Below are 12,319 nucleotides of genomic sequence, written 5' to 3'. Positions count from 1 at the left end.
GTCACCGGGACGCGGACCTCAGCCTAGAAACGAAAACGCCACCGCTCGCGCGGTGGCGTTTTTTATTGCAACGGGATCCTTCCCGGTCAGTGCCAGACAGCCAGCAGAGCTTCAAACTCGGCGTCGCTGATCAGGCCCTGTGGATATCGCCCGTCCAGCAGGCGTCGTGGGTCGGTCGTCCTGACCCGGTTGCTTCCATGGTGTTTCAACCACTGCGCCAACATCTTCAGCGACCGGTGATTCACTGCCAGTGGGCGCAAAGCCGACTCACTTGCTGCATTCATTTCAACACGCACTCCCTGGGGCCGTGAGCGGCTAACTTACGTAAGGTTTGTGACAGAAAGGTGTGCCTCTCCTCTTCCTGAAACACAGGGGAAAGCCAATACAAAAGCTATGCCATTAACCCCGCCAGCGGTCGTCGCCCACAAAAAAGCCCGTCGACGGACGGGCTCTTTGCCACCAGGCAGATCAGCGCTTGAACGGTGCCGGTTGCTGCTGGGTGAGGCAGTGGATATTGCCGCCACCGAGCAGCAGTTCGCGCCCTGGGATCATCACCACTTCGTGGTCCGGGAACACCTTGGCCAGGATCGCTCTGGCCTGGGCATCGGCCGGGTCATCGAAGCTCGGGGCGATGATGCCGCCGTTGACGATCAGGAAGTTCACGTAGGAACCGGCCAGGCGCACCGACGGGTCGCGCTCCTGGCTGCCGACCACCTGGTCGACACCGGCGCATTCTTCGGCCGTGGCGAACAGCGGGCCGGGAATCGGCATCTTGTGCACCACGAATTCGCGGCCCTTGGCGTCGCGGCTGTTTTTCAGCACGTCATAGGCGGCGTGGCAGCGCGCATAGTTGGGGTCCTGGGGATCATCGGTCCAGGCCAGTAACACTTCGCCGGGGCTTACGTAACAGCAGAAGTTGTCGACGTGGCCGTCGGTCTCGTCGTTGTACAGGCCATCCGGCAGCCAGACGATGGTCTGCACCGCCAGGTGCTCGCGCAGGATGTCCTCGATCTGCTCGCGATTCAGGTGCGGGTTGCGGTTGCGGTTGAGCAGGCATTCCTCGGTGGTGATCAGGGTGCCTTCGCCGTCGACATGAATCGAGCCGCCCTCGAGCACGAAGCCTTCGGTGTGGTAGCGCTGCACGCGCTCCATCTCCATGACCTTGGCCGCCAGTTCTTCATCGCGGTTCCATGGCGCGTACAGGCCACCGTCGAAGCCACCCCAGGCGTTGAAGCCCCAGTCCACGCCACGCACCTCGCCTTGGTCGTTGATCACGAAGGTCGGGCCGGTGTCACGCACCCAGGCGTCGTCGTTGCTGATCTCGACCACACGGATGTTGGGCAGGTCGAGCTGGCGCCGGGCGTTCTCGTACTGCCCGGCGGAGACCGCCACGGTCACCGGTTCGAAGCGGGCGATGGCCTTGGCCAGGGTGACATGCGCGGCCTGCGCGGGCTTGCCGCCCAGGCGCCAGTTGTCCGGGCGCTCCGGCCAGACCATCCACACCTGGGTCTGCGGGGCCCACTCGGCGGGCATGTGGAAACCATCGGCGCGGGGGGTCGAGTTGAGGGTCTTCATGGGTAACCTCTGCGAAGGCCCGGGGCCAGGGGCGCCCGGTCGGTGAGCGGATAAGGTGCAGGCCCGCCAGTATAGGCGGCAGGGCATTTGCTCGATATTACAACCGATAAATATCGACTTTAAAGCGCTTTCTTTAAAATATTTTGCCGAAATAAAGCCAGCCTGGTCGATAACAATCGAACAGACTGGCTGACGAAAGATCACAGGCCTTCGCTGAGGATCCGCTCCACGCTGTCGACGAAGTAGTCCACGCTCGCCCGCGTGGTGCACATCGGCGGCTTGATCTTGAGAATGTTCAGGTGGTCGCCGGTCGGCTGCATGAAGATCCCCAGATCGCGCAGGCGATCGCACAAGAGCATGGTTTCCTCGGTTGCAGGCTCCAGGGTCTGGCGGTCACGCACCAGCTCCAGCCCCAGGTAGAAACCCGACCCATGGGCCGCGCCGGCCAGCGGATATTTATCGACCAATGCCTGCAATCGCGCCTTGAAGTGGCGCCCCACTTCCCGGGCGTTGTCCCACAGGCCTTCGTCACGCATCACATCGAGCACCGCGATACCGATACGGCAACTGACCGGGCTGCCGCCGGCGGACGAGAAGAAATAGCCCTCGGCCTCCAGCGCCTCGGCGATCTCCCGACGGGTGATCACCGCGCCCAGTGGCTGGCCGTTGCCCATGCCCTTGGCCATGGTGATGATATCGGGCACCACGCCTTGCTCCTCGAAGCCCCAGAAGTACTCGCCCAGGCGTCCGTAACCGACCTGCACCTCATCGGCGATGCACACGCCGCCACGCTGGCGCACCTGGGCATAGGCCTGGCGCAGGTAGCCCGGCGGCAGCGAGATGCCTCCGGCATTGCCGTAGACCGGCTCGCAGATGATGCCGGCCAACTGGCGGCCACGGGCATCGAGGTCGGCAAGCTTGGCCTCGACATCGCGCAGGTAGTCGGCGGCGCTGTCGGCCCCGCGGAAGCGGCCACGGAAGGTGTTTGGCGCTTGCACCGGGTGCACCCAGTCCGGGCGGGTCTCCAGGGCCTGGGGGTTGTCGGCGATGGAGGTGGAAATCGCATCAGTGGCCACTGACCAGCCGTGGTAGGCCTCCAGCACGCTGAGCAGGTCGCGCCCGCCGCTGTAGGCCCAGGCCAGGCGGATCGCCAGGTCGTTGGCCTCGGTGCCGCTGTTGACCAGGAACACCCGGTCGAAGCCCGGTGGAGCTATCTCCAGCAGGCGCTCGGCAAACTCGGCGATGGCCGCGTAGTGAAACCGCGAGTTGGTGTTGAGCAGCGACCACTGGCGCGCCGATTCGGCGACCATGCGCGGATGGCCGTGGCCCAGCACCGCGACGTTGTTGAGCATGTCCAGGTACGCGCGGCCCTGCATGTCGAACAGGTAGTTGCGCCAACCGCGCTCGATCTGCGGCGGCTGGGCGTAATAGTGCTTCTGCGAGCGGGCGAAGCTGGCATCGCGGCGTGCCAACAGGGCCTGAGGGTCGGCCAGTGGCTCGGCGTCGCAGTCAAAGCCCAGTAACGCCCGTGGCGACGGGCATAGCGCCAGCCAGGCGGCGGCTCGCGATGGCGTGGTGAAGAACGGCGGTTGCAGCGCCGCCGCCAGGCAGAGCTGCACACTCAGGAAGCCACAGGTCGCGCCTAATGCCTGGCCCTTCGCCAACGCCTGGCCATCGGCCGGCGCCGCTTCCAGGCCATTGAGCCACAGGCTCCAGCGCGCCGTGCGCAGGCAGCCACGGCCATCGCCGCTGCGCTGCCAGGTTCCAGCTGCGGGGGCCTGCAAGGCGGTGCCGGGCGGCAGGTTGAGCTCAACCCCCAGGGCACAGGTGGCCGGTTCTTCGGGGCGGTCGATATGGGTTTGCGACAACCGGTATTGGCCATGCAGGCTACAGGCCGGGCCGGGCTGGGCCGCGAGCAGGCGCTGGTCGAAGCCGGGTTGCTCCCAGTTGCCGGCCTCGCAATGCGGGCTGAGCACGCCCAGGTCGACCCGGGTTACCGCGTGCCCGACCAGGCTCGGCAGCAACCGGGCGCAACCGTTGAGATCCACAGCATCAGGGCCACGCCCCGCCGCCTGCAATATCGCCACCTCCATCAACTCGGCAGGCACCGCGCAGGCGGTCTCGAGGATTTCCCACTCGTGGTCGATGTTGTCGCGGATGTACTGGTTGCCGGGGTCGATCGCCAATTGTTGCTCGCTGCTGAGCACCAGTACCGCGGCACGGTTCAGGACCAGCGGCCACAATGCCCGCAGTTCGGCGTCCTGTAGCGGGTTGAGCGCCTGGTAGGCGCTGACCGCCGGGAGGATCCGTAGTGGGTCGCCTTCGGCATGGTGCAGCAAGGCCGCGCAGGTCACCGACAGGTCGGCAATACGCCAGGTGCGCAGCAGATCGCCGAAATCGATCACGCCCCGCACTTGCCACTGGCGCGCCTGGTCCCGGCTCCAGACCACGTTGTCATCGGTGATGTCCAGGTGCACCGCCTGGATCGGCAGCTTATCGAGCAACGGTTGCAAACGTTCGGCGGCCTCACGTGCAACCTGCTCGACCCGGGCTCGGCGCTGGCCATCCTGCACCGCCGGCAGCAAATGGCCGATCAATGCCTGGGCGTGGCGCGGGTCCCATTGCAGCGTGCGCTCAAGGCCCGGGTGGTCGAAGCCGGCCAGCGCCAGGTCGACCTTGGCGCACAGCGCGCCCAGCTCGGCGATCACCCGCGACGGCAAGTGCTTCAGACGCGTCAGCGGCTCGCCGTCGAGGTATTCCAGCAGTCGCACCCGCAATGCCTGGCCCTCGATATCCAGCGCCAGCAGCCCCTCGCCATTGCTGGCCGGGCGCACGGCCGGGACCGGCAGCCCCTGCCCGCGCAGGTACTCCAGCGCCGCATGCTGGGCCTCCAGCTCCACCTGGGCGTAGCTGCCATGGCAGGCCTTGAGCACAAAACGCGCTTGCCCGCAGTCGACCCGCAGGTTCAGGTCCTGCTGGCTACCCAAGGCCTGCAGGCTGCCTTGCAGATCGTAGTGCGCCCGCAACAAGGCATGGGCCTGGGCCTCGCCAAGCAGGGGGGCAGGCAGGCTGGAACGCTGGAGCAGGGTCGAGAGGGACATGCAGGAAGCCTCGTTTTTTCCCTGTATATCGCCATCAGTCAGGCCGCTTGGCAAGCTGCCAGCGGACAATCAGCGCGTCACCCTCGCTGCACAGCCCAACGCCTGGGCTTGCCCTGTCCACGCCATGGACAGGCGCGAGGCCCCATGGCAGCAACACGAAGCGCTGATCGACTGCCTGAAGTAGCGCATAATTGCGCCAGACTTTTCTGGCGCAATAACCGCGATGATTCCAAGACCCACGCCTCCACGCCGCCCGCGCTGGCGCAGCCTGGCCTTGCTGGCGCTGTGCCTGGCACCGCTGCTTTGGCCGCTGCACCACCTGGCGGAGCGTTACTACCAGGACGAACTGGCCTCGCAGAACCGCCAGACCCTCGACCTCTACGTGGCCAACCTGCTCGGCACCCTGCACCGCTACGAGACCCTGCCGCAGATCCTCGGTGACCTGCCGGCGCTGCGCGGCGTGCTGGCCGACCCGTTGCGCCTGGAGTCGGTGACCAACGCCAACCGCCTGCTCAAGGACATCGCCCACCAGACCGGCGCCGAGGTGATGTACCTGATGGACGTCAGCGGCAACACCCTGGCGGCCTCCAACTGGGACAAGCCGGACAGCTTCGTCGGCCGCAACTTCTCGTTCCGCCCGTACTTCATAGAAGCCATGGACGGCCGCCTGGGGCGCTTCTTCGGCCAAGGCACCACCTCGGCCAAGCGCGGCTACTTCTTCGCCGCCGCCGTGCACGACCGTGAGCGGGTGATCGGCGTGCTGGTGGTCAAGGTCGACCTCGATCACACCGAAACCCTGTGGGGCCGCACCCCGGAGCAATTGCTGCTGACCGACCAGAACGGCGTGGTGGTGCTCACTTCGCGACCGGACTGGCGCTTTCGCGCCACCCGCGCGCTGAGCGATGCCGAACGCCAGGCGATCATCGCCATCCAGCCCTACCCGACCCAGGCCCCGCAACCGCTGAGCCTGAATCCTGAGGCCTGGTTGATCCAGACCCGCAACATCCAGGAGACCGGCTGGCAGGTGAGCATCCTCGCCCCACGCCAACTGGTGGACCGCTCGGTGCAGACCGTCATGGCCATCGGCGCCGGCGCATTGCTGGTGACCATGCTGCTGGCCGGCCTGGTCATGCAGCGCCGACGCCACTACATCGACCGCATCGACTTCGAAGCCCGCGCCCGCCAGGAGCTGGAAAAACGCGTGATCGAACGCACCGCCGACCTGGAGGGCCTCAACACCCGGCTCAAGAGCGCCGTGCTGGAGCGCGAGAATGCCCAGCAGGAGCTGGTGCGCGCCCAGGACGAACTGGTCCAGGCCGGCAAGCTGTCGGTGCTGGGCACCATGTCGGCGAGCATCAGCCACGAGCTCAACCAGCCGCTGGCGGCGATCCGCAGCTACGCCGAGAACGCCGAGATTCTCCTCGACCACCAACGCACCGACGATGTGCGCGGCAACCTCAAGCTGATTGGCGAGCTGACTGGGCGCATGGCCTCGATCATCACCCACCTGCGCGCCTTCGCCCGCCGCGACCAGCACGCCCCGGAAAGCGTGGCCCTGCAACCGGCGCTGGACGACGCCCTGGCACTGCTGGCCAAACGGCGCCGGGCCATGGCCGTGGAGCTGGTGCGCGACCTGCCCGAGGCCACGTTGTGGGTGCAGGCCGGCGAAACGCGGCTGCGCCAGGTACTTGGCAACCTGTTGGCCAATGCCCTCGACGCCCTCACCGAAAAAGCCAATCCGCGCAAGCTGTGGCTGAGTGCCGAACGCCAGGATGACTGCGTCTACCTGTACATTCGCGACAACGGCCCAGGCTTCAGTCGCCAGGCCCTGGAGCACGCCAAGGAGCCGTTCTTCACCACCAAGACCCGCACCCAGGGCCTGGGGCTGGGGCTGGCCATCTGCGAAAGCCTGATGCACGCACTGGGCGGCGAACTGCTGCTGGGCAACCACCCGGAAGGCGGCGCCCTGCTGACCCTGCGCATGCGCGTGGCCAAGCCCGGCGCCAACCTGCAATCCTCGGAGGACACCTCGGCATGACCGAGACACTGATCGACAGCCGCGCCCAGGTGATTCTGGTCGACGATGACCCCCACCTGCGCCAGGCGCTGAGCCAGACCCTCGACCTGGCCGGGCTCAAGGTAGTGGCGCTGGCCGAAGCCCAGGGCCTGGCCGCGCGCATCGAGCAGGACTGGCCGGGGGTGGTGGTCAGCGATATCCGCATGCCCGGTATCGATGGCCTGCAACTGCTCGAGCAACTGCATGCCCGCGACAACGAGTTGCCGGTGCTGCTGATCACCGGCCACGGCGATGTGCCGCTGGCGGTGCAGGCGATGCGCGCCGGGGCCTATGATTTTCTCGAGAAACCCTTCGCCAGCGACGCCCTGCTCGACAGCGTCCGCCGGGCCCTGGCCCTGCGCCGCCTGGTGCTGGACAACCGCAGCCTGCGCCTGGCCCTGAGCGACCGCCAGCAACTGGCCACGCGCCTGGTCGGCCAGTCGCCGGGCATGCAGCGCCTGCGCGAGCAGATCGGCGCCCTGGCCGCAACCCGCGCCGATGTGCTGATTCTCGGCGAGACCGGTGCCGGCAAGGAGGTGGTGGCCCGCGCGCTGCATGACCTGTCTAGCCGCCGCGACGGCCCGTTCGTGGCAATCAACGCCGGCGCCCTGGCCGAGTCGGTGGTCGAGAGCGAGCTGTTCGGCCATGAGCCAGGGGCGTTCACTGGCGCGCAGAAGCGCCGCATCGGCAAGTTCGAGTTCGCCAACGGCGGCACGCTGTTCCTCGACGAGATCGAGAGCATGAGCCTCGACGTACAGGTCAAGCTGCTGCGCCTGCTGCAGGAGCGGGTGGTCGAGCGCCTCGGCGGCAACCAGCTGATCCCACTGGATATCCGCATCATCGCCGCGACCAAGGAAGACCTGCGCCAGGCCGCCGACCAGGGGCGCTTCCGCGCCGACCTGTACTACCGCCTGAACGTCGCGCCACTGCGCATCCCGGCACTGCGCGAACGCGGCGACGACATCCTGGTCTTGTTCCAGCACTTCGCCGACGCCGCCAGCACACGCCACGGCCTGCCGCCCCACAACCTGCAACCGGCGCAGCGTGCCCTGCTGCTGCGCCATGACTGGCCGGGCAACGTGCGCGAACTGCAGAACGCCGCCGAGCGCTTCGCCCTGGGGCTGGAGCTGGCCCTCGACGGCCAGGTGCCGAGCACCAGCGCCGGCACTGCACTGCCCGTGCCCGGCGGCAACCTCAGCGAACAGGTCGAGCAGTTCGAGCGCGCGCTGATCGCCGCCGAGCTGAACCAGCCGCACAACTCCATGCGCAGCCTCGCCGAAGCCCTCGGCATCCCGCGCAAGACCTTGCACGACAAGCTGCGCAAGCATGGCCTGAGCTTCGAAGGCGCAAGCGGCGGGCACGACGACCAGGAGGACAACCGTCAATGAGTAGCGATAGCCAGTACCTGCAAACCGTGCTGCACGGCGATATCCCACTGACCCGCGAGATAGGCATGCAGGTGCTCGACTGGCACCAGCACTGCCTGCGCCTGCAACTGCCGCTGGCGCCCAACGTCAATCACAAGAGCACCATGTTCGGCGGCAGCCTGTACTGTGGCGCGGTGCTGGTGGGGTGGGGCTGGCTACACCTGCGCTTGCGCGAACTGGGCATCGGTGACGGGCATATCGTCATCCAGGAGGGGCAGATCAGTTATCCGCTGCCGGTCACCGGGGCTGCCGTGGCGCGTTGCCCGGCGCCGGACGAGAAGGCCTGGGCGCGGTTCCTGGCGATGTATCAGCGTCGCGGGCGGGCGCGGCTGACGCTGGAGACGGTGGTGTGCAACGAAGGGAGTGATGAGCCTGCGGTGAGGTTCAGCGGGCAGTACGTGTTGCACCGTTGAGACCTCACAGCCCCCTTCGCCGGCAAGCCGGCTCCTACGTTCCCCCTGTAGGAGCCGGCTTGCCGGCGAAGGGCCGCAAAGCGGCCCCGACAATGTCAGCTATTGATCTGAGCAGCCAAACGAACTAACGCGGGGCGCCACTCGGCCCTCCCAGGCAACGCCAGGAAAAACGGATTGAGCAACGATTCGCGCGGCGGATAGCGCAGCGGCGATCCATCCAGCCCGATCACCTCGCCGCCAGCGCCTTCCAGCACCCCTTGCGCGGCAGCGGTATCCCATTGCGAAGTCGGCGCCAGGCGCGGATAGCAATCGGCGGCACCTTCGGCGAGCAGGCAGAACTTCAGCGAACTACCGATATTGGCCAGTTCCAGCTCGCCCACCGCAGTCCCCAGCCCCGCCAGCAAGGCTTCCTGCTGCGGGCTGGAATGCCGGCGGCTGGCGACCACGGTGAAGCGACCCTGCGCTGGCGGCGTGTTGCGCACCTGGATCGACTGCGCGGCACCTTTACCCTCCCCACGCCAAGCCCCCAGGTCGCGACCGCCGTAGTAACAGCGGCCACTGGTCGGCATGGCCACCACGCCAAACACCACTTCGCCGCGCTCGATCAGCGCGATGTTGACGGTGAATTCCTCGCTGCCGGCGATGAACTCCTTGGTACCGTCCAGCGGATCGACCAACCACCAGCGTTGCCAGCTTTCACGGGTCGCCAGCGGGATGTCGCAGTCTTCTTCGGACAGCACAGGGATCTCGGGCGCCAACGCCAGCAGTCCATCGGCAATCACCCGGTGCGCCGCCAGGTCGGCAGCGGTCACCGGCGAGTCGTCGGCCTTGTTGCTCACCGCCACGTCGGCGCGCCAGAACGGCAGGATCGCCTCGCCCGCGCGCAAGGCAAGTTGCACCACGCCCTGCATCAATTGCCGGTCGCTCATACGCTCAGCGCCCCACGCTGGATCAGCAGGTCACGGGCCAGGTACAGCGCCGCCAGCGCCCGGCCCTCGGTGAACTGCGGGTGCATGGCCAGGGCCGACAGTTCGCGCAGGTTGACCTTGTCGACCCGCATCGGCTCGGGCTCGTCGCCCTCCAGGCGCTCTTCGTACAGGTCGGTGGCCAACACCACCTGGATCTTCTGGCTCATGTAGCCGGGCGACAGCGACAGTTCGGTCAGGTGCTCCAGCTGGCGCGCGCCAAACCCGGCCTCTTCCTTGAGTTCGCGGTCGGCGGCGGCCAGCACGTCTTCACCCGGCTCGATCAGGCCCTTGGGCAGGGACAGTTCGTATTCGTCGGTGCCGCCGCAGTACTCCTCCACCAGTACCGCATGCTCGGCGTCGAGCATGGCCACGATCATCACCGCGCCATAGCCGTTGCCACGCCCGACCAGGCGCTCGTAAGTGCGCTCGGCACCGTTGGCGAAGCGCAACTGCACGGCTTCGACACGGAACAGGCGGCTGCTGGCGACAATCTCGCGATTGAGGACGGTGGGTTTCTGGCGCATGGGGCGGCTCCTTGGCGTGAACGGGTTACTATACCGTGGCTTGCCGACTGATCGAGAGTTTCCCATGCCCGTTCTTCCCTGGTCCGCCATCGATACCGTCCTGCTGGACATGGACGGCACCCTGCTCGACCTGCACTACGACAACCGCTTCTGGCTGGAGCACCTGCCCCAGCGCTATGCCGAGCTGCATGGCGTGAGCCGGGCCATGGCCGAGATGGAGCTGCAACCGTTGTTCGAGCGCCACGCCGGCACGCTCAACTGGTACTGCCTGGACTTCTGGAGCCGCGAGCTGCGCCTGCCGATTCGCGCGCTCAAACAGGAGATCGCCGAGTTGATCGCGCTCAAGCCCGACGCCGACACTTTCCTGGCCGCCGTTCGTCAGGCAGGCAAGCGCGTGGTGATGATCACCAATGCGCACCGCGATTCGCTGTCGCTGAAACTGGAGCGGGTCGAGCTGGCGCCGTATTTCGAACGGCTGATCAGCTCCCATGACTACGGCTACCCGAAGGAGAGCCCGCAGTTCTGGGACGCATTGCAGGCGGACATCGGCTTCGACCCGGCGCGCAGCCTGTTCATCGACGACACCCTGGCGATCCTGCGCAGTGCCCGGCAGTTTGGCGTCGGGCATTTGCTGGCGGTGCGTCAGCCGGATAGTCAGGGCAAACCGCGGGATACCCAGGAGTTTGCGGCGGTCGAGGATTATCGGGATTTGTTGACTGGGCTATAGGCCCTATCGCGGGGCAGGCCCGCTCCCACGACGAAGCACTCATGGGAGCGGGCTTGCCCCGCGATGCGATCAATCAGGAATACGCAGCACCTGCCCCGGATAGATCTTGTTGGGGTCCTTCAGCATCGGCTTGTTCGCTTCGAAGATCTTCTGGTACTTGTTCGCATCACCATACACCCGCTTGGAGATGGCACTGAGGGTGTCGCCCTTCTCAACCTCGACGAACCGCGCCGCCTGAGCCACCGGCCCAGTCACGGTGATCTGGTCGTCCACCGAGGCCACGCCGGCGATGTTGCCCGCGGCCAGGATGATTTTCTCCTTCTCTTCCTGGCTGCTCACCTCGCCCTTGAGGATCACCTTGTCGCCCTCTACAGTGGCGGAGATATTCGGGTTGCCCAGGCCGATGTCCTGGACATGCTTCTTCAACTGCTCCTCGGCATTGGCGTTGCCCGGCGTCAGCAGGTCGATCAACTTCTCGCCGGCTTCCTTCACGAAACTGAACAGGCTCATGTGGCGCTCCTTGATGATGAATCCATGGAAGCAGCAGTCTAGGCCAGGATCGCCCAACCCGCCGCCCTGCGACTGATCGACGCGCTCTATCACGGAATAGATGCTAGCGATTAGACGCCCTCGGCCCAGAGGCCTAGGCTGGTGGGGTCAAACTGCCAGCCGGTATTCGCCCCGATGAACAGCAAGCCACCGGTCTGCGCGGCGTCCACGCCCCTCGCCCTGCCCGCCGCCAGCAACACCTACGACTACGTGCAACTGTCCGACGCAAGCCGCGACAGCACCCCGTTGGCCGAGGAAGTCGCCCTGGCCATCGTCTACAACGGCCTCAACCAGGCGGTGATGCTGGTCAGCCCCACCGACCTGGAAGACTTCGCCGTGGGCTTCAGCGTCGGCAGCGGCATCGTCGCCAGCACCGATGAAATCTACGACGTGAAGCTCTCCGGCAGCGGCTCGGCGTTGTACGCCGACCTGGAGATCTCCAGCCGCGCGTTCTGGAACCTCAAGGACCAGCGCCGCCAGCTGGCTGGCACCAGCGGCTGCGGCTTGTGCGGTGTCGAAGCCTTGGAGCAGGCGCTACCCGAACTCAAGGTGCTGCCCGGTGCGCCGCTGCCACCAGCGCACTGGCTCAACGACCTGCGCCAGCGCATCGATGCCTTCCAGCCCCTCGGCCAACATTGCGGCGCGGTGCACGCGGCGCTGTTCATGGACCGCGACGGCCAGCTGCTGCTGGGTCGCGAGGATATCGGCCGGCACAACGCCCTGGACAAGCTGATCGGCGCCCTGCTGCGCCAACGCATCGACACCGAAGGTGGCCTTGCCATCGTCACCAGCCGCTGCAGCCTGGAACTGATCCAGAAGGTCCTGCGCGCTGGCATCCAGACCCTGGTCAGCCTCTCGGCCCCCACGGGACTTGCCCTGCAATGGGCACGCAAGCACAACCTCAACCTCATCCACCTGCCCAAACACAGCGCACCGCGGGTCTTCAGCCCAGCGGCGGAGTAGCAACAGCCGTGACCTC

11 protein-coding genes are annotated in these 12,319 nt (G+C 66.4%); 5 read left to right on the top strand and 6 right to left on the bottom strand.

Annotation, left to right across the window (positions count from 1 at the left end; translation table 11 throughout):
* Positions 1-86: 86 nt before the first annotated feature.
* From E3U47_RS19150 to E3U47_RS19140, 3 genes are all read right to left on the bottom strand, one after another.
* The gene (locus E3U47_RS19150; RefSeq protein ID WP_134693233.1) at positions 87-284 is read right to left on the bottom strand and encodes a hypothetical protein; all 198 of its coding nucleotides are present in this window, start codon (positions 282-284) and stop codon (positions 87-89) included.
* Between the two features lie 184 nt (positions 285-468).
* The gene (aguA, locus tag E3U47_RS19145) at positions 469-1,575 is read right to left on the bottom strand and encodes an agmatine deiminase (RefSeq protein ID WP_134693232.1); all 1,107 of its coding nucleotides are present in this window, start codon (positions 1,573-1,575) and stop codon (positions 469-471) included.
* 200 nt (positions 1,576-1,775) lie between these two features.
* The gene (locus E3U47_RS19140; protein WP_134693231.1) at positions 1,776-4,676 is read right to left on the bottom strand and encodes an aminotransferase; all 2,901 of its coding nucleotides are present in this window, start codon (positions 4,674-4,676) and stop codon (positions 1,776-1,778) included.
* A 223-nt stretch (positions 4,677-4,899) separates the two neighbouring features.
* On the opposite strand from E3U47_RS19140, the gene E3U47_RS19135 reads away from it, so the two are divergent.
* The 3 genes from E3U47_RS19135 to E3U47_RS19125 are packed head-to-tail and all read left to right on the top strand — an operon-like array spanning position 4,900 to position 8,572.
* A complete protein-coding gene (locus tag E3U47_RS19135) occupies positions 4,900-6,714 on the top strand; it encodes an ATP-binding protein (protein WP_134693230.1) in 1,815 nt (604 codons plus the stop codon).
* Positions 6,711-8,120 carry a sigma-54 dependent transcriptional regulator gene (locus E3U47_RS19130; RefSeq protein WP_134693229.1) on the top strand — a complete coding sequence of 470 codons (1,410 nt, stop codon included), beginning with the start codon at positions 6,711-6,713 and terminating at the stop codon, positions 8,118-8,120. The genes E3U47_RS19135 and E3U47_RS19130 overlap by 4 nt, the downstream gene beginning before the upstream one ends.
* Positions 8,117-8,572 (top strand): YiiD C-terminal domain-containing protein, encoded by a 456-nt coding sequence (locus tag E3U47_RS19125; RefSeq protein ID WP_134693228.1) that lies wholly within the window; start codon positions 8,117-8,119, stop codon positions 8,570-8,572. The genes E3U47_RS19130 and E3U47_RS19125 overlap by 4 nt, the downstream gene beginning before the upstream one ends.
* Positions 8,573-8,667: 95 nt before the next feature.
* On the opposite strand, the gene cysQ is transcribed toward E3U47_RS19125, so the two are convergent.
* Both cysQ and nudE read right to left on the bottom strand, forming a co-directional pair.
* Positions 8,668-9,501 carry a 3'(2'),5'-bisphosphate nucleotidase CysQ gene (gene cysQ, locus E3U47_RS19120; RefSeq protein ID WP_134693227.1) on the bottom strand — a complete coding sequence of 278 codons (834 nt, stop codon included), beginning with the start codon at positions 9,499-9,501 and terminating at the stop codon, positions 8,668-8,670.
* On the bottom strand, positions 9,498-10,064 hold the full coding sequence (gene nudE, locus E3U47_RS19115) for an ADP compounds hydrolase NudE (protein ID WP_134693226.1): 567 nt from the start codon (positions 10,062-10,064) through the stop codon (positions 9,498-9,500). Before nudE ends, cysQ begins: the two co-directional genes overlap by 4 nt.
* A gap of 64 nt (positions 10,065-10,128) precedes the next feature.
* Between nudE and yrfG the strand changes: the two genes are divergently transcribed.
* A complete protein-coding gene (yrfG, locus tag E3U47_RS19110) occupies positions 10,129-10,791 on the top strand; it encodes a GMP/IMP nucleotidase (RefSeq protein WP_134693225.1) in 663 nt (220 codons plus the stop codon).
* Between the two features lie 69 nt (positions 10,792-10,860).
* Here yrfG and lysM read toward each other — a convergent pair whose 3' ends face one another.
* Complete coding sequence (gene lysM, locus E3U47_RS19105) at positions 10,861-11,301, bottom strand: peptidoglycan-binding protein LysM (protein ID WP_134693224.1); 441 nt, start codon at positions 11,299-11,301, stop codon at positions 10,861-10,863.
* A 174-nt stretch (positions 11,302-11,475) separates the two neighbouring features.
* Between lysM and fdhD the strand changes: the two genes are divergently transcribed.
* Positions 11,476-12,303, top strand: coding sequence for a formate dehydrogenase accessory sulfurtransferase FdhD (fdhD, locus tag E3U47_RS19100; RefSeq protein ID WP_134693223.1), 828 nt, complete (start codon positions 11,476-11,478; stop codon positions 12,301-12,303).
* The last annotated feature ends 16 nt before the right edge of the window (positions 12,304-12,319 follow it).

This window comes from Pseudomonas sp. RIT623 (genome assembly GCF_004519305.1).
Taxonomy (GTDB): Bacteria; Pseudomonadota; Gammaproteobacteria; order Pseudomonadales; family Pseudomonadaceae; genus Aquipseudomonas.
Note: the sequence above shows the minus strand (reverse complement) of the source record. Positions and strands in the feature narration are given on the sequence as shown.

Excerpts from the sequence above, each read along its gene's own strand:
- E3U47_RS19150 (WP_134693233.1), bottom strand. The coding sequence starts at position 284 with ATGAATGCAGCAAGTGAGTCGGCTTTGCGCCCACTGGCAGTGAATCAC.
- aguA (WP_134693232.1), bottom strand. The coding sequence starts at position 1,575 with ATGAAGACCCTCAACTCGACCCCCCGCGCCGATGGTTTCCACATGCCC.
- E3U47_RS19140 (WP_134693231.1), bottom strand. The coding sequence starts at position 4,676 with ATGTCCCTCTCGACCCTGCTCCAGCGTTCCAGCCTGCCTGCCCCCCTG.
- E3U47_RS19135 (WP_134693230.1), top strand. The coding sequence starts at position 4,900 with ATGATTCCAAGACCCACGCCTCCACGCCGCCCGCGCTGGCGCAGCCTG.
- E3U47_RS19130 (WP_134693229.1), top strand. The coding sequence starts at position 6,711 with ATGACCGAGACACTGATCGACAGCCGCGCCCAGGTGATTCTGGTCGAC.
- E3U47_RS19125 (WP_134693228.1), top strand. The coding sequence starts at position 8,117 with ATGAGTAGCGATAGCCAGTACCTGCAAACCGTGCTGCACGGCGATATC.
- cysQ (WP_134693227.1), bottom strand. The coding sequence starts at position 9,501 with ATGAGCGACCGGCAATTGATGCAGGGCGTGGTGCAACTTGCCTTGCGC.
- nudE (WP_134693226.1), bottom strand. The coding sequence starts at position 10,064 with ATGCGCCAGAAACCCACCGTCCTCAATCGCGAGATTGTCGCCAGCAGC.
- yrfG (WP_134693225.1), top strand. The coding sequence starts at position 10,129 with ATGCCCGTTCTTCCCTGGTCCGCCATCGATACCGTCCTGCTGGACATG.
- lysM (WP_134693224.1), bottom strand. The coding sequence starts at position 11,301 with ATGAGCCTGTTCAGTTTCGTGAAGGAAGCCGGCGAGAAGTTGATCGAC.
- fdhD (WP_134693223.1), top strand. The coding sequence starts at position 11,476 with ATGAACAGCAAGCCACCGGTCTGCGCGGCGTCCACGCCCCTCGCCCTG.